Source organism: Ramlibacter ginsenosidimutans, assembly GCF_016654015.1.
Taxonomy (GTDB): Bacteria; Pseudomonadota; Gammaproteobacteria; order Burkholderiales; family Burkholderiaceae_C; genus Ramlibacter; species Ramlibacter ginsenosidimutans.
This window is the reverse complement of sequence record NZ_JAEPWM010000002.1, coordinates 556,619-576,678: the sequence shown is the minus strand read 5'-3', so window position 1 is coordinate 576,678 and position 20,060 is coordinate 556,619. Positions and strand designations below refer to the sequence as shown.

22 protein-coding genes are annotated in these 20,060 nt (G+C 69.6%); 12 read left to right on the top strand and 10 right to left on the bottom strand.

Annotation, left to right across the window (positions count from 1 at the left end; translation table 11 throughout):
• The first annotated feature begins 80 nt into the window (after positions 1-80).
• Positions 81-1,964 (top strand): ATP-binding cassette domain-containing protein, encoded by a 1,884-nt coding sequence (locus JJB11_RS08755; protein WP_201168577.1) that lies wholly within the window; start codon positions 81-83, stop codon positions 1,962-1,964.
• Between the two features lie 84 nt (positions 1,965-2,048).
• Complete coding sequence (locus tag JJB11_RS08750; RefSeq protein ID WP_201168560.1) at positions 2,049-3,767, top strand: phospholipase D family protein; 1,719 nt, start codon at positions 2,049-2,051, stop codon at positions 3,765-3,767.
• A gap of 3 nt (positions 3,768-3,770) precedes the next feature.
• Here the strand turns inward: JJB11_RS08750 and JJB11_RS08745 are convergent, their stop codons facing one another.
• Positions 3,771-5,210, bottom strand: coding sequence for an aminotransferase-like domain-containing protein (locus JJB11_RS08745; RefSeq protein ID WP_201168557.1), 1,440 nt, complete (start codon positions 5,208-5,210; stop codon positions 3,771-3,773).
• A gap of 124 nt (positions 5,211-5,334) precedes the next feature.
• On the opposite strand from JJB11_RS08745, the gene JJB11_RS08740 reads away from it, so the two are divergent.
• The 10 genes from JJB11_RS08740 (at position 5,335) to JJB11_RS08695 (ending at position 12,835) form a co-directional block, all read left to right on the top strand.
• A complete protein-coding gene (locus JJB11_RS08740) occupies positions 5,335-5,949 on the top strand; it encodes a LysE family translocator (protein WP_201168554.1) in 615 nt (204 codons plus the stop codon).
• Positions 5,946-6,884: a DMT family transporter gene (locus JJB11_RS08735; protein ID WP_201168552.1), complete on the top strand. Its 939-nt coding sequence runs from the start codon at positions 5,946-5,948 to the stop codon at positions 6,882-6,884. Before JJB11_RS08740 ends, JJB11_RS08735 begins: the two co-directional genes overlap by 4 nt.
• Entirely contained in the window at positions 6,881-8,086 is a 1,206-nt protein-coding gene (locus JJB11_RS08730) for an aminotransferase-like domain-containing protein (RefSeq protein ID WP_201168550.1), read from the top strand. Before JJB11_RS08735 ends, JJB11_RS08730 begins: the two co-directional genes overlap by 4 nt.
• Positions 8,080-8,700: a glutathione S-transferase family protein gene (locus tag JJB11_RS08725; RefSeq protein ID WP_201168548.1), complete on the top strand. Its 621-nt coding sequence runs from the start codon at positions 8,080-8,082 to the stop codon at positions 8,698-8,700. Before JJB11_RS08730 ends, JJB11_RS08725 begins: the two co-directional genes overlap by 7 nt.
• A 5-nt stretch (positions 8,701-8,705) precedes the next feature.
• Positions 8,706-9,572, top strand: a complete 867-nt coding sequence (locus JJB11_RS08720) for a PhzF family phenazine biosynthesis protein (RefSeq protein ID WP_201169155.1) — start codon at positions 8,706-8,708, stop codon at positions 9,570-9,572.
• 1 nt (position 9,573) lies between these two features.
• Entirely contained in the window at positions 9,574-10,254 is a 681-nt protein-coding gene (locus JJB11_RS08715; RefSeq protein ID WP_201168546.1) for a VOC family protein, read from the top strand.
• Positions 10,254-11,240, top strand: coding sequence for a threonine dehydratase (locus tag JJB11_RS08710; RefSeq protein WP_201964709.1), 987 nt, complete (start codon positions 10,254-10,256; stop codon positions 11,238-11,240). The genes JJB11_RS08715 and JJB11_RS08710 overlap by 1 nt, the downstream gene beginning before the upstream one ends.
• Before the next feature lie 49 nt (positions 11,241-11,289).
• The gene (locus JJB11_RS08705; RefSeq protein ID WP_201168544.1) at positions 11,290-11,961 is read left to right on the top strand and encodes a histidine phosphatase family protein; all 672 of its coding nucleotides are present in this window, start codon (positions 11,290-11,292) and stop codon (positions 11,959-11,961) included.
• Between the two features lie 50 nt (positions 11,962-12,011).
• Complete coding sequence (locus JJB11_RS08700; RefSeq protein WP_201168541.1) at positions 12,012-12,392, top strand: thioredoxin family protein; 381 nt, start codon at positions 12,012-12,014, stop codon at positions 12,390-12,392.
• Positions 12,393-12,529: 137 nt separating this feature from the next.
• Positions 12,530-12,835, top strand: coding sequence for a KGG domain-containing protein (locus JJB11_RS08695; RefSeq protein WP_201168538.1), 306 nt, complete (start codon positions 12,530-12,532; stop codon positions 12,833-12,835).
• Positions 12,836-12,923: 88 nt separating this feature from the next.
• Here the strand turns inward: JJB11_RS08695 and JJB11_RS08690 are convergent, their stop codons facing one another.
• From JJB11_RS08690 to JJB11_RS08650, 9 genes are all read right to left on the bottom strand, one after another.
• The gene (locus JJB11_RS08690) at positions 12,924-13,091 is read right to left on the bottom strand and encodes a hypothetical protein (protein WP_201168535.1); all 168 of its coding nucleotides are present in this window, start codon (positions 13,089-13,091) and stop codon (positions 12,924-12,926) included.
• A 217-nt stretch (positions 13,092-13,308) separates the two neighbouring features.
• The gene (locus JJB11_RS08685; protein ID WP_201168532.1) at positions 13,309-14,280 is read right to left on the bottom strand and encodes a 2-hydroxyacid dehydrogenase; all 972 of its coding nucleotides are present in this window, start codon (positions 14,278-14,280) and stop codon (positions 13,309-13,311) included.
• Entirely contained in the window at positions 14,277-15,227 is a 951-nt protein-coding gene (locus JJB11_RS08680; RefSeq protein WP_201168529.1) for a PfkB family carbohydrate kinase, read from the bottom strand. The genes JJB11_RS08685 and JJB11_RS08680 overlap by 4 nt, the downstream gene beginning before the upstream one ends.
• Positions 15,224-16,000, bottom strand: a complete 777-nt coding sequence (locus JJB11_RS08675; protein ID WP_201168527.1) for a sugar phosphate isomerase/epimerase family protein — start codon at positions 15,998-16,000, stop codon at positions 15,224-15,226. Before JJB11_RS08675 ends, JJB11_RS08680 begins: the two co-directional genes overlap by 4 nt.
• Entirely contained in the window at positions 16,000-16,773 is a 774-nt protein-coding gene (locus JJB11_RS08670; RefSeq protein WP_201964708.1) for an amino acid ABC transporter ATP-binding protein, read from the bottom strand. Before JJB11_RS08670 ends, JJB11_RS08675 begins: the two co-directional genes overlap by 1 nt.
• Positions 16,774-16,792: 19 nt before the next feature.
• A complete protein-coding gene (locus tag JJB11_RS08665; RefSeq protein ID WP_201168522.1) occupies positions 16,793-17,581 on the bottom strand; it encodes a transporter substrate-binding domain-containing protein in 789 nt (262 codons plus the stop codon).
• Between the two features lie 37 nt (positions 17,582-17,618).
• Positions 17,619-18,272: an amino acid ABC transporter permease gene (locus JJB11_RS08660; protein ID WP_201168519.1), complete on the bottom strand. Its 654-nt coding sequence runs from the start codon at positions 18,270-18,272 to the stop codon at positions 17,619-17,621.
• Positions 18,272-18,943: an ABC transporter permease subunit gene (locus JJB11_RS08655; RefSeq protein WP_201168516.1), complete on the bottom strand. Its 672-nt coding sequence runs from the start codon at positions 18,941-18,943 to the stop codon at positions 18,272-18,274. Before JJB11_RS08655 ends, JJB11_RS08660 begins: the two co-directional genes overlap by 1 nt.
• A 58-nt stretch (positions 18,944-19,001) precedes the next feature.
• Positions 19,002-20,060: a LacI family DNA-binding transcriptional regulator gene (locus tag JJB11_RS08650; protein ID WP_201168513.1), complete on the bottom strand. Its 1,059-nt coding sequence runs from the start codon at positions 20,058-20,060 to the stop codon at positions 19,002-19,004.

Below are 20,060 nucleotides of genomic sequence, written 5' to 3'. Positions count from 1 at the left end.
CGACGCCGCTCGCACCGGCGATAGTGCGCAATGCCCGAACCAGGGCCGCAGTGCTACCCTCACCGGCTTTTGCCCCACACATGGCCCTCATCACCCTCGCCGATGCGCAGTTGGCCTTCGGACACGTACCGCTGCTGGACCACGCCGACTTTTCGCTCGAGGCCGGCGAGCGCGTCGGCCTGATCGGCCGCAATGGCGCGGGCAAGTCCTCGCTCCTGCGCATCCTCGCGGGCCAGGAGCGGCCCGACGACGGCGAAGTGCAGCGCCAGCAGGGCCTGCATTGCGCGTTCGTCGCGCAGGAGCCGCAGCTCGCGGAGGATGCGACGGTCTTCAGTGCCGTGCAATCCGGCATCGCCGATGTCCTCGCCCTGATCGACGACTACAGCCACGGACGAGGCGACCTCGACCGGCTGCAAGGGCGCATCGAGGCGCAGGACGGGTGGAACTGGCAGCAGCGCGTCGACGAGACCCTGCATCGGCTCCATCTCGATCCCGAGGCGCGCATCGATTCGCTCTCCGGCGGCAACCGCAAGCGCGTCGCGCTCGCGCAGGCGCTCGTTCGCCGGCCCGACGTCCTGCTGCTCGACGAACCCACCAACCACCTCGACCTCGACTCCATCGAATGGCTGGAGAACCTGCTGCGGGATTTCCGCGGCAGCGTGGTCGTGATCACCCACGACCGCACCTTCCTCGATCGCGTCGCGACCCGGATCGTCGAGCTCGATCGCGGCCGGCTGCTCTCCTACCCGGGAAATTTCAGCCAGTACCAGTTGCTCAAGCAGGAGCAGCTTGCCCAGGAGGCGGTGATCAACGCCAAGGCCGACAAGCTGCTCGCGCAGGAAGAGGTCTGGGTGCGCAAGGGGGTGGAAGCGCGGCGCACACGCGCGCAGGGACGGATCACCCGGCTGCAGGACTTGAGGGCGCGCCGCGCCGCGCGCCGCGAAACGATCGGACGCGTCAGCATGGAGGTGGCGGCCGGGCAACCTACCGGCAAGATCGTCGCGGAGCTGCAGCACGTTTCCAAGGCCTTCGGCGACAAGCAGGTGGTGCGCGATTTCAGCGCGACCATCCTGCGCGGCGACAAGGTGGGGCTGGTCGGCCCCAACGGCGCGGGCAAGACCACGCTGCTCAAATTGATCCTCGGCGAGCTCGCCCCCGACAGCGGCACCGTGCGTTCGGGCACGAACCTGCAGGTCGCGTACTTCGACCAGATGCGCACCGCGCTCGACCCGAACGCGACGCTGGAGGATTTCATCAGCCCCGGCAGCGAATGGATCGAGATCGGCCGCCAGCGCAAGCACGTCAAGAGCTATCTCGCCGACTTCCTCTTTTCCCCCGCGCGTTCCAATTCGCCGGTGCGTTCGCTCTCCGGCGGCGAGCGCAACCGGCTGCTGCTGGCCCGGCTGTTCGCGCGCCCGGCCAACGTGCTCGTGCTCGACGAGCCCACGAACGATCTCGACATCGACACGCTGGAGCTGCTGGAGGAACTGCTGCAGGACTACGAGGGCACCGTGTTCCTGGTGAGCCATGACCGTGCTTTCCTCGACAACGTCGTGACCAGCACCATCGCGTTCGAGGGCGACGGCCGCTGGCGCGAATACGAAGGCGGTGTCGAGGACTGGCTCACGCAGTCGCAACGCTCGCGCGAGCTCGCCCAGGCAGCGCAGGCGCGCTCCACGTCCGCACCGGCCGGCGCGACGGCGAGCCCCACGCCCGCTCCCGCTGCACCCGCGCCGCCGGCACGGCGCAAGCTCAGCTTCAAGGAACAGCGAGAGCTCGAGGGCCTGCCCCAGATGATCGAGGCGCTCGAGAAGGAACAGACCGAAGTGCAGGCGGAACTGGCAGAAGGCCGCGTCTACCGCGACGATCCGCAGCGCGCGACGCAACTGTCCGCGCGCGTCGACCAGATCGAGCAGGAACTCATGTCGGCGCTCGAGCGCTGGGAGGCCCTTGGTCAGCTGTAGGCTGCGGCCGGCAAGCAAAGCCGGTCATTGCTGACCTTCATCGGCCACCGGGCGCGGTGCGCGGCCGATACAGTCGCTGAACCTATGCTGACTTTCCGCCCGCGCTCGACCATCGACCCGCCTTCGCCCTGGTTTCGCGCATGGCGCATGGCCACGATGCTCTTGCTGCTCGGGTGGACCACAGGCTGCGCCAGCCTGCCGGCCAACACCAACCGGGTGGCCTCCACGGCATTCGCACAGCCGGAAGAGACTGCGCTGGGCCAACTGACGGTCGCGCGACGGGCGCAGGCGGGCGCCCGCAGCGACTCGGCTTTCCACCTGCTGAGTGACGTCGATGCCGCGCTCGCCGCGCGGATCGCGCTGATCGACGACGCTCAGCGCACGCTCGACCTCCAGTACTACGCGATCCACGCGGACGCGAGCACCGAGGTGCTGCTGCAGGGCCTGCGCAATGCCGCCCGGCGCGGCGTGCGCGTGCGCATCCTGCTGGACGACTTCAACTCGGTCGGCAAGGACACGCAGGTCCTGCGCCTCGCCTTCGAGCCCAACGTACAGATGCGCCTCTTCAACCCGATTCCCGGCTCGCGGCAGAACATGGTCGGGCGCATCCTCACTTCGCTGGACGACGTGGCCGGCATGCAGAAGCGCATGCACAACAAGCTGTTCATCGCCGACAACGCCTGGGGCGTCACCGGCGGACGCAACCTCGGCGACGTCTATTTCGGCGCCGGCGACAAGCAGAATTTCGTGGACCTCGACGTGCTCGCCGCGGGACGCATCGTGCGCGACATGTCGGCGAGCTTCGACCGCTTCTGGAACGACGAGCTCGCCTACCCGGTGCAGACCCTGCTGTCGCCCGAGGACCTGGACAAGCTGCGCAAGCCCGAGGCGCCGGCCTCCGCTCCCGGCGGCACGGCCGCAGGAGTCACTCCGGCGGCGGCGGCGTCCTTGCCGGTGACCGTTTCCCCCACCGTCATCCCCTCGGTCAGCCCTGCCGCCGTGGCTCGCGCGGACCGTGCACCGCTCGACCTGCGCACCCTCTCCCTCACCTGGGCTCCGTCCATCCTGCTCGCGGACAAGCCCGGAAAGATCGGTCCCGGCGACGACGAGGTCAATGCGGGCGAAACGGCCATCGACGGCCTCCTGAGCCTGATGCAGCAGGCACACCACGACGTGCTGATCATTTCCCCGTACTTCGTGCCGGGCGAGCAAATGATGGCCGTGTACCGGCAGCTGCGCCAGCGCGGCGTGCGCATGCGCGTGCTGACCAATTCACTGGCCTCGAACGACGCGCCGGCGGCGCACGCCGGCTACGCGCGCTACCGCCAGCCCTTGCTGGACATGGGTGTCGAGCTCTATGAGATGCGCTCTGCCCCCGAGACTGCAGCGAAGCTGGCGGGGTCCGGAGGCGGCACGCACCAGGGCAGTGGCGGCTGGATGGGCAGCGGCGTCGGCGGATCGAAGGGCGGCACTTCCCGCGCGAGCCTGCACTCCAAGGTGGTGATCATCGACGGCTACTACGCCGTGATCGGCTCCATGAACCTCGACCTGCGCTCGCAGTTGAAGAACAGCGAGGTCGGCCTGGTGATTCGCAGCCCGGCGCTGGCCCAGCAGGCGACGGCCCATGCCGAGAACACCCTCGCCACCGCAGCCTACCGGCTCGAGCGCAAGGACGGCCACCTGTACTGGCGGGCACCGCCCGGCGCCGGGTTCGCGGATGCCAGCAGCGAGCCGGAGGCCAGCACCAAGCTGAAGCTGCTCGTGAAGCTGCTGGGCCCGCTGGCGCCGGACCAGATGCTGTAAGCGCTACATCCGCTTCACGAGCTCCGCGTATTTCTTCCAGAACGCCGCATCCTGCGTGGTCGCGAAGTTGATGCGCATCAGCGTGCTCGGCTTGCGCTCGGCATGGAACAAGGCGCCAGGCGCCAGCAGGTAACCCTCGTCCAGCATGCGCTGCGAAAGCGCGTCCGTGTCCACGCCGGTGTCCACCCAGCCGAACAGGCCCGCGGGTTCCGCGGCGAAACGGCAGCCTGCGTTCAGGGCCAGCTTCACGCTGCGCGCCCGCGCCAGGTCCAGCCGGGTGCGGATGCGTTCGCTATGCCGCCGCAGCTGTCCCTGCTCGATGCACAGCGCCAGCGCCCGCTCCAGCAGGGCCGGCGTCGTCAGCGTCCCGAGCAGCTTGGTATCGAGCAACTGCTCCAGCAGCGGGCGGGGCGCGGCCAGGTAGCCGATGCGCCAGTTGGGCGCCAGGATCTTCGCGAAGCCGCCGACGTAGATCGTGCGCCGCAGTCCGTCGAGCGAACACAGGCGTGACGCATGCGGCGGCGCGATGTGGCTGTAGGTGTCGTCCTCGACGATGTGGAAATCGTGCTCGTGCGCCAGCTGCAGCAGCCGGTGGGCGCTGCCCGGCGACAGGCAATAGCTGGTCGGGTTGTGCAGCACGCTCACGCTGACATACAGCTTGGGCTTGTGCACTGCGCAGTACTTCGCCATCACGTCCAGGTCCGGACCGTCGGCGCGGCGCGGCACGGGCAGCAGGTGCATCCCCAGGGCGGTGAGCCGCGCGAACTCCACCGCCCAACCCGGCTCCTCCACCATCACCGGGTCGCCGGGCCGCAGCAGCGTGCGGCTCACGATGTCCAGGGCATGCGTGGCGCCGATCGTGGTGATGATTTGGTCGGCCGAGGCCGGCACGTCGAGCCCGGCCAGCTTGGTCGCCAGCGCCCGGCGCAAGCTGGTGTCGCCCAGTGGCTCGCCGTACTGCAGCGAGACGTCGTGCAGCATCTTCGTGCCGGTCACCTTGCGCACGGCGGCCGGCATGAACGTGGACTCGAGCCACTCTGCCGGCAGCACGCCCATGCCCGGTTGCGGCTTGTCGCTGATCTTGTGGAACATGCCGCGAATCAGCGCGGTGGCGTTCACCGGCGCGGAGCTGCGGCGCGCGACGATCCAGTGCGCCGCAACATGGATGCCTTGGGGCCCTACCGGAGCCGACGCCTGCCCGTCCGCCGGCGCGCCGACCTCCCGCACGAAGAAGCCGCGGTTCTTGCGCGCCTCCACCATCCCTTGCGCCAGCAACTGGTCATAGGCCGCGACCACGGTGGACGGGCTCACGCCATGCTGCTCGGCGCACTGGCGCACGGAGGGCAGGCGCGCTCCGGGGGCCAGCAGGCGGTGGCGGATGCGCTCGGAGAAGCGGCCGGCCAGCTGCTCGGTCAGCGACTGCGACGATGCCTTCATCAGCATGGGAGTTCCTCGTGTACTGGCATGGCGGCCGATACAGCGGCCCTGGTGATCTGGGAAACTGTATGGGTCGTGTATTGGTACCTCAGATTACATTGAGCCACATGCCCCTGCAATCCCACCCCGCATGAGCCCCTCCGAGATCACCGCCTTGCTGCTGTTCTGCAGCGCAATGAGCTTCTCGCCCGGCCCGAACACGACGCTATCAACCGCGCTGGCGGCCAACGGGGGCTTGCGGCGTGCATTGCGCTTCTGCTTCGCAGTGCCCACCGGCTGGACGGTGCTGATGGCGGGCAGCGGCCTGGGACTGGGTGCGCTCGTGCTGGGCGTCCCGGCGCTGCGCTGGGGCCTCAAGGTCGCCGGCGTCGCGTACATGCTCTGGCTCGCGTGGCGACTCGCCCGCTCGGGCGAACTCGTGCAGGTCGACGAACGCCGCTTGCGCGTCACGTTCTGGCAAGGCGTGGGACTGCAATTCCTCAACATCAAGGCGTGGATGCTCGCCCTCACGCTCACCGCCGGCTGGGTCGTCAATGCCGCGGGGCAGCCGGCCAGCAATCCCGGCCAGCGCCTCGCGATCATCTGCGCCGTCATGCTGTTGTTCGCATTCACCAGCAACTTCGCGTACGCGCTCGTGGGCTCGCTGCTGCGCAACTGGCTGGCGCACGGACGCCGCCTGCTCTGGTTCAATCGCGTGCTTGCCGCCGTCCTGGCCGGCACCGCGGCCTGGATGGTGACGGTATGACCCCCGCCGAACGACGCGGCCTCTGGCTGGGTTTCGCCGGCGTGGCGATCTTCGCGCTCACCCTGCCGATGACGCGCCTGGCCGTGGGCACGCCGCAGGCGCCGCTCATGTCCGGCGTGTTCGTGGCGCTGGGTCGCGCGGCCGTCGCCGCTGTTTTCTCCGCCCTGTTCCTGCTGGTGACGCGCGCGCCGTGGCCGCGTGCCTCCGAGTGGTGGCCGCTCGTGCTGACCTCGGCGGGCGTCGTCTTCGGTTTCCCCCTGTTCACTTCGGTCGCGATGCGCTACGTGGAGGCCGTGCACGCCAGCGTCATCGTCGGCGTGCTGCCCCTGGCCACCGCCCTGGTGGGGGCACTGCTGCATCGGCAACGTCCGTCGCACGGCTTCTGGGCCTGTGCGCTGTTCGGCAGCGCGCTGGTCGTGGCGTTCGCCTTGCTGCGCTCCGGTCCCGGCGAAGGCCTGCACCTGCATGTGGCCGACATGCTGCTGCTCGCCGCCATGGGCTGCGCGGCGGTGGGCTACGGCTACGGCGCGCGCCTGTCCCAGCGCATGCGGGCCGAGCACGTGATCTGCTGGGCCCTGGTGATCGCCTGGCCGCTGACGCTTCCGCTCGCGCTCTGGACGCGCCCCGCCGCGGCGCTGCCGGCGAGCGCCTGGTGGGCCTTCGGCTACGTCGCCCTGTTCTCCATGTGGATCGGCTTCTTCGCCTGGTATCGCGGCCTCGCCCTGGGCGGCACGGTGCGCGTGAGCCAGGTCCAGCTGGTGCAGCCCTTCCTCAGCATGATGTTCGCGGTGCCGCTGCTCGGCGAGCACCTCGACCTGGTCACGCTCGGTTTCGCGCTCGCGGTCATCGCCACCGTCTTCGCCGGCAGGAGGATGCCGGTGCGCGCGGCGCCTCGCCCTGCCGCTTCCGTTTCCCCTGCCCTGGAGCCACGATGAATCCCCACGACCTGCCGCCCGCCACGGGCTGGACCCTCGCACGCCGTGCCGAACGCATGAACCCGTCCGTGCTGCGCGAGATCCTGAAGGTCACCGAGCGTCCCGGCATCATCAGCTTCGCCGGCGGACTGCCCTCGCCCAGGACCTTCCCCATCGCGGAATTCGCCAAGGCGTGCGAGCGCGTGCTGGGCGACGACGGCGCGGGCGCACTGCAGTATGCCGCCAGCGAAGGCTTCCGCCCCTTGCGCGAAGCCGTCGCCCGCATGCTGCCGTGGTCAGTGGACCCGGAGCAGGTGCTGATCACGACCGGCTCGCAGCAGGGCCTGGACCTGGTGGCCAAGGTGCTGATCGACGAGGGCAGCCGCGTGCTCGTGGAGACGCCGACCTACCTGGGCGCGCTGCAGGCCTTCGCGCCCATGCAGCCGGCGGCGGCTGGAGTCCCTTGCGACGCCGACGGCATCGACATCGCGGAGCTCGCACGGCTGCGCCCTGGCGCGCGGTTCCTGTACGTGATGCCCAGCTTCCAGAATCCGACCGGGCGCACCATGAGCGAGAGCCGGCGCGCCGCACTGGCGCAGACCGCGCGCGAACTCGCGCTGCCGCTGGTGGAGGACAACCCGTACGGGGACCTCTGGTTCGACACTGCGCCGCCGCCGACGCTCGCCGCCCGGCATCCGGAGGGCACCATCTACCTCGGCTCGTTCTCGAAGGTGCTGGCCCCCGGGCTGCGCCTGGGCTTCCTGGTCGCGCCCCATGCCGTGTTCCCCAAGCTGCTGCAGGCCAAGCAGGCAGCGGACCTGCACAGCCCCGGCTTCAACCAGCGCATGGTCGCCGAAGTGCTGCGCGACGGCTTCCTCGAGCGCCACGTGCCGACGATCCGCGCCTTGTACAAGGCGCAGCGCGATGCCATGCTCGCGGCACTCGAACGCGAGATGCGAGGCCTGGACATGGAATGGAACACCCCGCAGGGCGGCATGTTCCTGTGGGCGAAGCTGCCCGCGGGACTGGATGCCGCCAGCTTGCTGCCGCAGGCCGTCGAGCAGGGCGTGGCGTTCGTTCCCGGCGCCCCGTTCTACCCCGACGCCGCCGATGCACGCACGCTGCGGCTGTCCTTCGTCACGGCCTCGGTCGCCGAGATCGACCGTGGCATCGCGGCGCTCGCAGCGAGCATCCGGGCCGCGCGCGAGCGCTGCGCATGCTGAAGATCTGGGGCCGCATCTCCTCGATCAACGTGCGCAAGGTGGTGTTCACCGCGCAGTTGCTCCGGGTCCCGTTCGAGCGCGTGGACGCAGGGGCCGGCTTCGGCGTGGTCCGGACGCCGGAGTACCTCGCACGCAATCCGAACGCGCTGGTGCCCACGCTGGAGGACGGCGACTACGTCCTGTGGGAGTCGAACGTCATCGTGCGCTACCTGTGCGCGAAGTACTCGCCGGGCGATCTCCATCCGGCCGGCCTGCGCGAGCGTTTCGACGCGGAGCGCTGGATGGACTGGCAGCAGACCACCCTCAACGGCGCCGGACGCGAAGCGTTCATCCAGCTGTTCCGCACACCCGGGGACCAGCGCAGCGCGGAACGGATCGACGCGTCCGTTGCAGCCACCGAGCCGCTGCTGGCGATGCTGGACGCGCACCTCGCGCGGCAACCCTTCCTCGCGGGCGAGCGCCTCACCATGGCCGACATCCCCATCGCGTGCGAAATGCACCGCTGGTGGGGCCTGCCCCTCGCGCACCCGCCGCACGCCAACCTGCAGCGCTGGTACGACGGCCTGCGCTCCCTGCCCGCCGCCCGCGGCGCCCTCGACGTTCCACTGGGATGAATACCATGCGCCTGCGCGCGTTCAAGCAAGTCGATGTGTTCACCGAGCATCCCTACCGCGGCAACCCGGTCGCCGTGGTCGTCGACGCCGAAGGGCTCTCCGATGCCCAGATGCAGGACTTCACCAACTGGACCAACCTGTCGGAGGCCACCTTCCTGCTGCCGCCGACCGACCCCGCCGCGGACTACCGCGTGCGCATCTTTTGCCCGGGCCGCGAGCTGCCTTTCGCAGGCCATCCGACGCTCGGCACCTGCCACGCCTGGCTGGAGGCCGGTGGCCGGCCGCGCGGGGATCACGTCGTGCAGCAGTGCGGCATCGGCCTCGTGCAGCTGCGGCCCGACGGCACGCGACTCGCCTTCGCGGCGCCGCCCCGGCGCAAGAGCGGACCGCTGGCGGAGGACGACGTGCAGCTGATCGCCCGCGGGCTGGGGGTGGCGCGCAGCGACATCGTCGGGCACGCCTGGTGCGACAACGGGCCGAACTGGCGCGGTGTCCTGCTGCAGTCCGCGCAGCAAGTGCTCGCGCTCAAGCCGGACCCCGGCGTGCTCGCCGGCCTGGATGTCGGCGTGGTCGGCCCGCGCGGCAAGGTCGGCGTCGTGGGCTCGCGCGCGAGCGGAGACGACTGTGCGTTCGAGGTGCGCGCCTTCTTCCCGGGCAACAACGGCATGACCGAGGACCCAGTGACCGGCAGCCTCAACGCCGCGCTGGCCCAATGGCTGATCGGCGCGGGGCTGGCGCCGGACCGCTATGTCGCGAGCCAGGGCACGGCCCTCGGGCGCGCGGGCCGCGTGCACGTGGAGCGCGACGCCGCCGGCACCATCTGGATCGGCGGCGCGTCGGTCACCTGCATCGAAGGCACTGTGAGACTCTGACGTGACGGCGCGCATCGACCATCTCGTCGTGGCGGCGGCCACCCTGGACGAAGGGGTCGCCTGGTGCGAAGCCACGCTGGGCGTGACGCCCGGTCCGGGCGGCGAACACCCGCTCATGGGCACGCACAACCGCCTGCTGCGCATCGCGACGGTGGACTATCCGCGCGCGTACCTCGAGATCATCGCTCCGCAAGCGGGACGCGCGCCGCAAGATAGTCGGCGCCGCTGGTTCGACCTGGACGAGCCTGCAGTGAGGGCGTCGCTGGCGGCCGACGGACCGCGGCTGCTGCACTTCGTAGCCAGCGTGCCGGACCTGGCCGCAGCGCTTGCGCAACTCACGGCGCTCGAAGTGGACCGGGGTGAAGCGGTCGCCGCCACGCGGATGACTGCGCGCGGGCTCCTGTCCTGGCAGATCTCGCTGCGCCCGGACGGGCAGCGCCTGATGCAGGGGGTGCTGCCCACGTTGATCCAGTGGGGCGACGTCCATCCCGCCTCGGGGCTGGCCGAGTCCGGTGTGACGCTGCAAGGCTTGACGCTCTCGCACCCGCAAGCGCAGGCGCTGCGTCCGGTGTTGGCCGCGCTGGACCTGCAAGGCGTGGCGGTGAACGAAGGAGCGCCGAACGTCTGCGCCTTGCTGCACACGCCGAAAGGGCGCGTGAAACTCGCTTCGGAGGGACTTTGATGGCGCACGATGGCATGCAGTTCAGCGAGGCGGAAGTGACCCGGGCGCGCGAGACGGTGCGCGCCTTCGTGCCACCCACACCGCAATATGCCTGGCCGCTTCTGCGCGACCGCGTCGGCGTGCCGGTGTGGGTCAAGCACGAGAACCACACCCCCGCCGGCGCGTTCAAGGTGCGCGGCGGCATGACCTACTTCGACGCGCTCGTGCGGCGGTCCCCCGGCATCCGCGGCGTCATTTCGGCAACGCGCGGCAACCATGGGCAGTCGGTCGGCTGGGCCGCCCGGCGCTTCGGCCTGCAGGCGGCCATCGTGGTGCCGCACGGCAACTCGGTGGAGAAGAACGCCGCGATGCGCGCCCTGGGCGTGACGCTGCTCGAACACGGCGAGGACTTCCAGGCGGCGCGGGAATACGCGACGGCCGTCGCTGCGCAGCGAGGCCTGCACATGGTCCCGTCTTTCCATCGCGACGTGGTGCTGGGGGTGATGACGTACTGGCTGGAGTTCTTCGAGAGCTTCGCGCCGGGCGAAGAGCCCGCCGTGGTTTACGTGCCGATTGGCCTGGGTTCCGGGTTCTGCGCCGCCGCGGCTGCGCGCGCCCACAGCGGCCGCCGCAGCCGGCTCGTGGGCGTGGTCTCGGCCCACGCCACGACTTACCTCGATTCCTTCCGCGCCGGGCGCGTCGTCGAGGCGCCGGTGCACACGCAGCTGGCCGACGGCATGGCGTGCCGCATCGCCGACCAGGAGGCGCTCGAGATCGTGCTGCGCGAGGCCGACGACATCGTCGCCGTCACCGACGACGAAGTGGCCGCAGCCATGCGGATCCTGTTCGCGGACACGCACAACGTGGCGGAGGGTGCCGGTGCCGCGGGGCTGGCGGCCGTGCTGCGCGATCGCGCACGCGCGGGTGGCGGTGCCGTCGGCTTCGCGCTCACTGGCGGCAACGTCGACTCGGACGTGTTCGCGCGCGTCCTGTCCGGCGGGCGCTGAAGTCGCGACAGGGACGCCCCCGCTTCGCGCGCTTTGCCAGAATGGCCGCATGGGCACCCTCTACCTCGTCCGCCACGGCCAGGCCTCCTTCGGCGCCGAAGACTACGATCGACTCAGCGAACTGGGCCACCGTCAGAGCGTCCGCCTCGGCGAGTACTTCGCCGAGCGCGGCATCCACTTCGACGGATTGATCGCCGGCACGCTGCGCCGCCACAAGGAGACGCTGGCGGGCATCCTGCAGGGCATGAACCGCGGCGGCGAGCACCTGTCCTGGGACGGCCTGGACGAATACGACAGCGACGCGGTCATTGCGACCGTCCACCCGGACAAGCTGCAGAAGCCGACCTCGCCCGAGATGGTGCGGCACCACTTCCGCCTGCTGCGCGACGGCTTGGCGCAGTGGATGGCGGGCGCCACGCAACCGGCGGGCATGCCCACTTACCGCGACTTCGTGGCGGGCGTGGCCGGTGCGCTGGACCACGTGCGCGCGAACCACTACGGCAAGAACGTGCTCGTGGTCACCAGCGGCGGCCCGATTTCGACCGCGGTGGGCCATGTGCTGGGCACGCCGGCGCAAACGACGATCGACCTGAACATGCGCATCCGCAACACCGCGATCACCGAATTCGCGTTCACGCCCAAGCGCCACATGCTCGTGAGCTTCAACGCCATCCCGCACCTGGACGCGCCGGCGTATCGGGACTGGGTCACCTACACCTGAACGCGCCGGCTGCGCGGATTCGCTGCGCAGCGCGCCGCTACACTGGCTGCATGGATAGCACGGCTGGCAACGACACGGCGACGTGGTGGGTCGCGTGCCTGTGCGCCGCCTGGTGCGGCGTGTGCCGCGACTGGCAGCCACAGTTCATCGCACAGGCCCACGCGCATCCGGGCCTGCGCTTCGCCTGGGTGGACGTGGAGGACGAGGACGAGACCATGGGCGAGGTGGACATCGTCACCTTTCCGACCCTCCTCGTCGCGCGCGGCGAGCAGGTGATGTACCTCGCGCCCATCCCGCCCCTGGACAACCAGTTCACGCGTCTGCTCGCACGCCTGCAAGCTCAGCAAGCCCCCGATCCAGGGGTGCCTGCAGGCGCCGACGCACTGCTCGCGCGCCTGCGCGAGGACGTCCTGCCACGAACCGTGGTCTGACGAGGTAGGGCCGCTCCTACATGCGGCAGCATTGACGCCTGACGAGCGTAGTGCGCACTTGCAAGCTCAATCACTCCATGGCTGGCGCAGACCCGCCATGCAGTTCCAACATTCCAGCTTGCAAGGAGATCTTCATCATGGCTTCCAACAATCAGGGCAACCAGGGCGGCAAATCCAACCGCGGCTTTGCCTCCATGGACCCTCAGCGGCAACGCGAGATTGCCAGCGAAGGCGGCCGTGCGGCCCACGAAAAGGGCACCGCTCACGAGTTCACGTCCGAAGAAGCCCGCGAGGCCGGCCGCAAGGGCGGCATGGCGCGCAGCGCCAATCGCCGCAATGCGATGGGCCAGTCCGGCAACGGCGGCTCCAGCTCGCATGCGAGCGGCAGCAGCGGCGGCAGCAGCTCGCACAGCGGCGGCAACTCCGGCGGCAACCACCAGTAAGCCGGCGCCGCGCACCGAGGGCGTCCCGCGTGGACGCCCTTTCTTTTGTCCCGGAAGTGAAGATGCCCTGCGTTGCCAGGCGGCGGCGTCAGGCTTCCCCGAGCTGCCACTCGCCGACGAGGCGCACGCGTGCGTCCAGGTCATCGGGGAGCTCGGGCGGCAGCTCCGACCCCGCTTCCGCCGAGTCGCGCGGCCGCTCCTGCCGCGCTTGCTCGGACGCGGAAGGGGTGGGTTGGAACAGGGACGAGAAACGCATGGGCTTACCTGCGATCCAGTGTAGGCAAGCCGCGTGACAGTGGCATGACCCGAACGGCAGACTGCCAGCTTGTGCGCAGGGACGTGGTCCTGCGCCAACTCGGCCATCGGACTGACAGACGAGGTCACTGCGCCGTGCAGCCGTCGGTGACCGCGCCGACGAGCTTCCCGCGCTCCCACGCCGTCGGGATCACGCCCACGTTCAGCTCGTCCGCGGTTCAGCCGCCGTAGACCGCCTCGGGCCGTTCGCCCGCCAGGGCCTGCAGCAGGTTGGTCGTGGCCAGCCGGGCCATTGCCTGCCGCGTCTCGTGCGTCGCCGAGCCGATGTGCGGCAAGGCCGTGACGCGCGGATGCAGCCGCAGTGGCGAGTCCAGAGGCAGGGGCTCGACCGCGAAGACGTCCAGTCCCGCGGCGCCCAGGCGGCCGCTGTCCAGCGCGACCAGCAACGCGGGTTCCTGCACGGTCGCGCCCCGTCCGCCGTTGATGAAGATGGCGCCCGGCTTCATGGCGCCGAACTCCTGCGGGCCCATGAGGCCGCGCGTGGCCTCGGTAAGCGGCAGGGTCGCGACGACGATGTCCGCGCGCGCGAGCACCTCGGACAGCGGCGTGTGGATGGCACGTCCAGCCAGCTCGGGAACGTCGACCGGACGAGTGTTGTGGTACAGGACCGGCATGCCGAAGCCTAGCGCCGCACGCCGCGCGACGGCCTGGCCGATGCGGCCGAAGCCCAGGATGCCCAGCGTCTTGCCGTGCACGTCCCAGCCGAAGAGGTCTTCGCCGATGTTGCGGTCCCAGCGGCCTTCCCGCACGAGGTTCGCCAGTTCGACGATGCGCCGGCAGGTTGCCATGAGCAGGGCGAAGATCGTGTCGGCGGTGGTTTCGGTCAGCACGCCCGGCGTGTGCGTGAGCAGGATGCCGCGCTTGCGCAGTTCGGCGGTCGGGTAGTTGTCCACGCCGACCGAGATGGTGGAGATCACTTCCAGTTTCGGTGCTGCAGCGAGCAGCTCCGGCGTGATCTTGTAGCTGGAGCCGATCAGCCCCTGCGCCGCGGGCAGCGCCGCCTCGAAGGCCGCCTTCTGCTGCGGCTTGCGCGGATTCGCGACCACCACGTCATGCAGCGCTGCGATGCGCGCGAGCTGGTCGTCCGGCAATTCGCGGAAGACGAGCACCGACTTGCGGGCGGCGCTCATCGCTGCGCCGCCTCGAGTTCGGCGCGCGTGGGCAGCCCTTCGGTGTCGCCCAGCACCTGCACGGCACGCGCGCCGATCCAGGCGCCACGCTGCACCGCCGCCAGCACGCCGCGGCCTTCGAGCAGCGCGCTCACGACGCCGACCGCGAAGCCGTCGCCCGCCCCCACCGTGTCGACGACTTCCCGCACGGGAAAGCCCGACACGTAGCCGACCCCCTCGGCGCTGTCGTAGTAGGCGCCTGCTGGACCAAGCTTCACCGCCACGACACTGGCGCCACGCTCCCGGTAGAAGCGCGCGATCGCCTCAGGGCGGTCCTCTCCCGTGAGGAAGCGGCCTTCCTCCAGGCCGGGCAACACCCAGTCCGCATGGAACGCGAGCGCGTTGATCGCATCGCGCATCTGCCCGGGACCGGCCCATAGCGAAGGGCGCAGGTTCGGATCGAACGAGATCGTGCGTCCGGCCGCACGCATGACGTCGAAGGTCTTCTGTGCCGCGGCGCGTGCGCTCGCGGAGATCGCGGGGAAGACGCCCGTCGCATGCAGGTGCCGCGCGGATTGCAGCCACTCGGCATCGACGTCTTCGGGTGTCATCTGGCTGGCGGCCGAGCCCTTGCGGTGGTACTCCACCGGCGGATCGCTGCCATCGAGCACGCGGCCCTTGAACTGGAAGCCGGTGCGCTGCGTCGGGTCGCAGATCACCTGCGTGCAGTCCACGCCTTCGCGCTGCATTTCGCCCAGCAGGTAACGACCCAGGGAGTCGGTGCCGAGCCGGCTTGCCCACGCGACCCGCAGGCCCAGGCGGGCCAGGCCGATCGCGACGTTGGTCTCGGCGCCGGCCGTGCGCTTCTGGAAGGCAAACACGTTCTCCAGCGGCCCGGGATGCTCCGCGACGAACATCGTCATCATCTCGCCGAACAGGGCCACGTCGTGGCGGAACGCGGCGCTCACGGCAGCGTCCCCAGCGTGCCGGCGACTTCGCGCAGCAACGCGATCTCGCGGCGGGTGACGGCCAGCAGGTCGTCGCCGGCCAGCGGATATTCGATGGCCCACGGCAAGCCGCGCGGCAGCATGCGCAGCGCCGAGCGGAACGGCGCGGCGGAATCCGCGAGCGGCACGGCCACCCACTTGGCCGGCAAACGCTGCACGCCCTTGGTATGCACGTACACCACGCGAGCGCCGCACGCACGGGCAGCTTCGAGCGGGCATTCGCCGACCCAGTGCCAGTTGCCCAGGTCGAAGGTCATGCCCAGCGGCGTGCGCGCGACTTGCGCATCGGCGAAGAAGCTGGCCACCGCTGCGATGCTGCCGGCCCCCACCGTCTGGTCGTTCTCGATCACGAGCTCGACGCCGCGACCTTCCAGCGCCGCGGCGAGCGGCGCAAAGCTCGCCGCCGAGCCGGGGCCGTAGCCGCCGATGGACATCTTCAGGCGCGCGGCACCGAGCAGGCGCGTTGCCGCGATCGCGCGTTCCAGCGCGCTGCGATCGAGCGCGCCGTCGGCGTCCCACAAGCCTTCCGGGCTGGAATACACCAGGGCGGCGCCGCGCGCACGCACGGCTTCGCCGATCGCCGGCAACTCGCCGGTCGGGTCATTCAGCAGTTCGCCGCGCACTTCGACGCCATCGGCGCCCGCGTCGAGCGAGAGTTGCGCGAACCAGTGCTGGCCGTGACGGCGCACTTCCGCCGCCCCGAAGGACGACAGGGAGATCAGGACCTGCTGCATCAGGCGCTCGCGGGCTGGTGGTGCGAGCTCAGGATCTGGCCCAGGAACTGTTTCGTCTTCTCGTGCTGCGGCGCCGTGAAGAACTGTTCCGGTGGCGCCTGTTCCACGATGCGGCCGTCGGCCATGAAGATCACGCGATCGGCCACGCTGCGTGCGAAGCCCATCTCGTGCGTCACGCACAGCATGGTCATGCCTTCTTCGGCGAGACCGATCATGGTGTCGAGCACTTCCTTGACCATCTCCGGGTCGAGCGCGGAGGTCGGCTCGTCGAACAGCATGATGCGCGGCGTCATGCACAGGGCCCGTGCGATCGCGACGCGCTGTTGCTGGCCGCCCGAGAGCTGGCTCGGATACTTGTTCGCCTGCTCCGGGATGCGCACGCGCGCGAGGTACTTCATCGCGGTGGCTTCCGCCTCCTCCTTGCTCGCGCCGCGCACGCGCATGGGCGCCAGCGTGCAGTTCTGCAGGATGGTCAGGTGCGGAAACAGGTTGAACTGCTGGAACACCATGCCGACTTCGGAGCGCACCTTGTCCACGTTGCGCTTGCCGGCCGTGAGGTCGATGTTGTCGACGACAACCCGCCCCTTCTGGACGGACTCCAGCCCGTTGATGCAGCGGATCAGCGTCGACTTGCCTGAGCCCGAAGGCCCGCAGACCACGATGCGCTCGCCCGCCGCGACCTGCAGGTCGATGGCGTCGAGCACCTGGAACTTGCCGAACCACTTCTGCACGCCTTCGAGGCGGATGATGGGCTCGGCGGACCGGTCGTTCATGGTGTTCCCCGTCACGCCCTTACTGCATCTTCGGCAGGTCGGATTCCAGCCACTTGCGGTACAGCTTGTTCAGCTCGCCGTTGGCCGTGTTCTTCGCCACGAAGTCGTTCACGGCCTTGAGCAGGTCTGCCTGGCCGGGGCGCATCGCCACCGCCATCTCCTGCTGCTTCAGCACGAACTTCGGTTCGTACTTGCCCGGCTCGCGCTTGTTGATCTGCGCGGCGACCGTCGTGGAGCAACCGATCGCGTCGACCTGGCCGGAGATGAGCGCCTGCATGGCGGATGCGTCGTCATCGAAGCGGCGGATCTCGGTGCCCTGCGGCGCGATGGCGGTCAGCGCCACGTCCTGCGTGCTGGCGCGCGCGACGCCGATCTTCAGCGGCTTGATGTCGGCCGGTCCCTTGATCGCCTTGTCCTTCGCGCCCAGCAGCACGATGGTCGCGGCGGAGTACGGCTTGGAGAACTGGACCTGCTTGGCGCGCTCGGGCGTGATCGCGAGCGAGGCGATCAGCAGGTCGACCTTGTTGGTCAGGAGGAACGGAATGCGGTTCGGGCCCGTGACCGGCACGAGGTTCACCTTCATGCCCCAGTCCTTGCCCAGCAGGCGGGCGACATCGGCGTCATAGCCATCGGGCTGGTTCTGCGCGTTGGTCGTGCCGTAGGGCGGGAAGTCCACCAGCAGGCCGACGTTGATCTCGCCCTTCTTCTTCAGGTCGGCGACGGTCTGCGAGAAGGCGGGAGCGGCGGCCAGCGACACGGCGGCGGCCAGGCCAAGGGCGGCGAAGGCGCGACGGGAAAGAGAGTTCATGCTTGTTGTCTCCAGTGGATGAAAAGGGAAAGGCGGTTCAGCGCGCCAGCGCCCGCGCTTGCCGGCGCTCCATGCGCGCGGCCAGCAGCGACAGCGGCCAGCACAGGACGAAGTAGACGGCGGCCACCAGGCTGAAGACGATCAGCGGCTGGAAGGTCGCGTTGTTGATGATCTGGCCCGCTCGCGTGACTTCTGTGAAGCCGATGATGGCGGCAAGGGACGTGCCCTTGATCACCTGCACCATGTAGCCCACGGTGGGCGCCAGGGCGATCTTGAAGGCCTGCGGCAGGACCACGTCGCGCATGCGGGCCACGTAGTGCAGGCCAAGCGCGTCGGCCGCCTCCCGCTGCCCGTGCGGCACGGCCTGGATGCAGCCGCGCCAGATCTCGCCCAGGAAGGCACTGGTGTTCAGCACCAGCGCCGTGCCGGCGGCGATCCAGGGATTCACGTCGATGCCCAACACCGGCAAGCCGAAGAAGATCAGGAACAGCTGCAGCAGCAGCGGCGTACCCTGGAACACGCCGACGAACACCGTGGCGACGCGACGCGCGATCACGCTGTCGGCGGTGCGTCCGAGCGCCACCAGCAGGCCGCCGATGGCGCCGCCGATGAAGGCGATCAGCGACAGCCCGATCGTCCAGCGCGCGGCTTCGACGATGTACAGCAGGTCGGAAAGGCTGAAGGTACGCATCAGCGGCGGTCCGGGTAGTCGAGGGCGAGGCGGTACACGAGGCGGAACAGCCCGGAGAACGCGAGTGCGAGCGCGAGGTAGATGGCAGCGACGACGATGTAGATCTCGAAGCTGCGGAAAGTCTGCGACTGCAGGTTGGCCGCCACCGAGGTGAGGTCGTCCGCGGAGATGGCGGAGACCACGGCGGAACTGAGCATCAGCAGGATGAACTGGCTGGTCAGCGCCGGATAGATCGCCTTGAGCGCGGGCTTGAGGATCACGTGGCGGAACACCTGGTGGCGCTTGAGGTTCAGCGCCAGCGCCGCTTCCACCTGACCGCGCGGGATCGATTCGATGCCCGCTCGGATGATCTCCGTGGCATACGCTCCGAGGTTCACCACCATCGCGACCAGGGCGGCGGAGTGCGCCGACCAGCGCAGGCCGAACGCCGGCAACGCGAAGAAGAAGAAGAACAGCTGCACCAGGAACGGCGTGTTGCGGATCAACTCGATGTACGCGTTGATGACCCAGCGCGCCGCCGCGGGCCCGGAGGTCTTGCCCCAGGCGCAGACGATCGCCACGACCAGCCCCAGCGCGGTGGCGGTGAGGGACAGGTGGATGGTGATCCACGTGCCCTTGAGGAGCAGCGGCCAGGCGGCGAAGACGTCCTGGAACTGGAATTGGTAATTCACGACTGAAACCGGTTTCTAGCCGCAATTATAGAAACCGGTTTCAAGGATTCATCCGGGATTACCCGGATGTCTTTCGCACGGACGAGCCGCGCACGTTCAAGGTACCCGGCAACAGGATCTGGCGTGGTGGAACGTCCCGCCCCTGCAGGCGCTCCAGCAGGCAGGCGGTCGCCAGTCGGCCCAGGGCTTCGGTCGGCTGCCCGACGGTGCTCAGCCCGGGACCGACTAGTGGCGCCCAGTCGGTCTCGTCGATGCCGACGAAGCCGAGGTCCTCGCCGAAGCGCCAGCCCAGCCGCGCAACCGCGTCGGCCACGCGCAGCGTGATCACCGCATTGCTGGCCAGCACCGCCAGTCGCCGATCGCCTTCGCGGCCGCCGCGCAGTTCGGCGTCGAGCCGCCCGGGGTGCTCCACGTGCGACTCCAGGCTGCGGCCGCGGACCTCCGGGTGGTCGGCCAGGAACAGGCGGAAGGCTGCTTCCCGCTCCATGCGGGAGCTCACGCCAGCCATCGGCTCGGTCACGAACAGGAACTGGTTCCAGCCCGACTGGAGCAAGTGGTCGCACGCGTCGCGGACCGCGCCGGCGTTGTCCAGCGAGACGAAATCCGCTGGCATGTTGGCGTGGCGCCGGTCCACCAGGACCACGGGGCGGCCATGGCGCGCAGCGGCCGCGGCCGCTCCCTCGTCGCGCCCCAGCGTGTTCAGGATGATCCCGTCCACCTGGTAGGCATCCAGCAGTTCGATCGCGTCGCGCTCGCGGCGGCCGTCGTCCCCCAGGTTGAACAGCATCAGCAGGTAGCCGGCTTCCTGGCAGGCCTTCTCGGCGCCGCGCAGGACGGCCACCGAGAACGGATTCGTGACGTCGGCGACGACCAGCCCGATCAGGCGCGAGCGTCCGCGCTTGAGAGCCTGCGCCATCGGGCTGGGCGAGTAGCCGAGGGCGGCGATGGCCGCTTCCACCCGCTGCGCAATGGCGGGCGTGAGCAATTCGTCGCGCCGGTTCAGGAAACGCGAGACGGTGGCCTTGGAGACGCCGGCCTTCTGCGCCACGTCCTCGATGGTCGCGCGCGGGGCCTGGGCGGCGGCGTTGGGCGACGGAGGAGTGGGCTTGGAGGGCAT

Coding starts and splice junctions, on each gene's coding strand:
- JJB11_RS08755 (WP_201168577.1), top strand. CDS start 81: ATGGCCCTCATCACCCTCGCCGATGCGCAGTTGGCCTTCGGACACGTA.
- JJB11_RS08750 (WP_201168560.1), top strand. CDS start 2,049: ATGCTGACTTTCCGCCCGCGCTCGACCATCGACCCGCCTTCGCCCTGG.
- JJB11_RS08745 (WP_201168557.1), bottom strand. CDS start 5,210: ATGCTGATGAAGGCATCGTCGCAGTCGCTGACCGAGCAGCTGGCCGGC.
- JJB11_RS08740 (WP_201168554.1), top strand. CDS start 5,335: ATGAGCCCCTCCGAGATCACCGCCTTGCTGCTGTTCTGCAGCGCAATG.
- JJB11_RS08735 (WP_201168552.1), top strand. CDS start 5,946: ATGACCCCCGCCGAACGACGCGGCCTCTGGCTGGGTTTCGCCGGCGTG.
- JJB11_RS08730 (WP_201168550.1), top strand. CDS start 6,881: ATGAATCCCCACGACCTGCCGCCCGCCACGGGCTGGACCCTCGCACGC.
- JJB11_RS08725 (WP_201168548.1), top strand. CDS start 8,080: ATGCTGAAGATCTGGGGCCGCATCTCCTCGATCAACGTGCGCAAGGTG.
- JJB11_RS08720 (WP_201169155.1), top strand. CDS start 8,706: ATGCGCCTGCGCGCGTTCAAGCAAGTCGATGTGTTCACCGAGCATCCC.
- JJB11_RS08710 (WP_201964709.1), top strand. CDS start 10,254: ATGGCGCACGATGGCATGCAGTTCAGCGAGGCGGAAGTGACCCGGGCG.
- JJB11_RS08705 (WP_201168544.1), top strand. CDS start 11,290: ATGGGCACCCTCTACCTCGTCCGCCACGGCCAGGCCTCCTTCGGCGCC.
- JJB11_RS08700 (WP_201168541.1), top strand. CDS start 12,012: ATGGATAGCACGGCTGGCAACGACACGGCGACGTGGTGGGTCGCGTGC.
- JJB11_RS08695 (WP_201168538.1), top strand. CDS start 12,530: ATGGCTTCCAACAATCAGGGCAACCAGGGCGGCAAATCCAACCGCGGC.
- JJB11_RS08690 (WP_201168535.1), bottom strand. CDS start 13,091: ATGCGTTTCTCGTCCCTGTTCCAACCCACCCCTTCCGCGTCCGAGCAA.
- JJB11_RS08685 (WP_201168532.1), bottom strand. CDS start 14,280: ATGAGCGCCGCCCGCAAGTCGGTGCTCGTCTTCCGCGAATTGCCGGAC.
- JJB11_RS08675 (WP_201168527.1), bottom strand. CDS start 16,000: ATGCAGCAGGTCCTGATCTCCCTGTCGTCCTTCGGGGCGGCGGAAGTG.
- JJB11_RS08670 (WP_201964708.1), bottom strand. CDS start 16,773: ATGAACGACCGGTCCGCCGAGCCCATCATCCGCCTCGAAGGCGTGCAG.
- JJB11_RS08665 (WP_201168522.1), bottom strand. CDS start 17,581: ATGAACTCTCTTTCCCGTCGCGCCTTCGCCGCCCTTGGCCTGGCCGCC.
- JJB11_RS08660 (WP_201168519.1), bottom strand. CDS start 18,272: ATGCGTACCTTCAGCCTTTCCGACCTGCTGTACATCGTCGAAGCCGCG.
- JJB11_RS08650 (WP_201168513.1), bottom strand. CDS start 20,060: ATGCCCTCCAAGCCCACTCCTCCGTCGCCCAACGCCGCCGCCCAGGCC.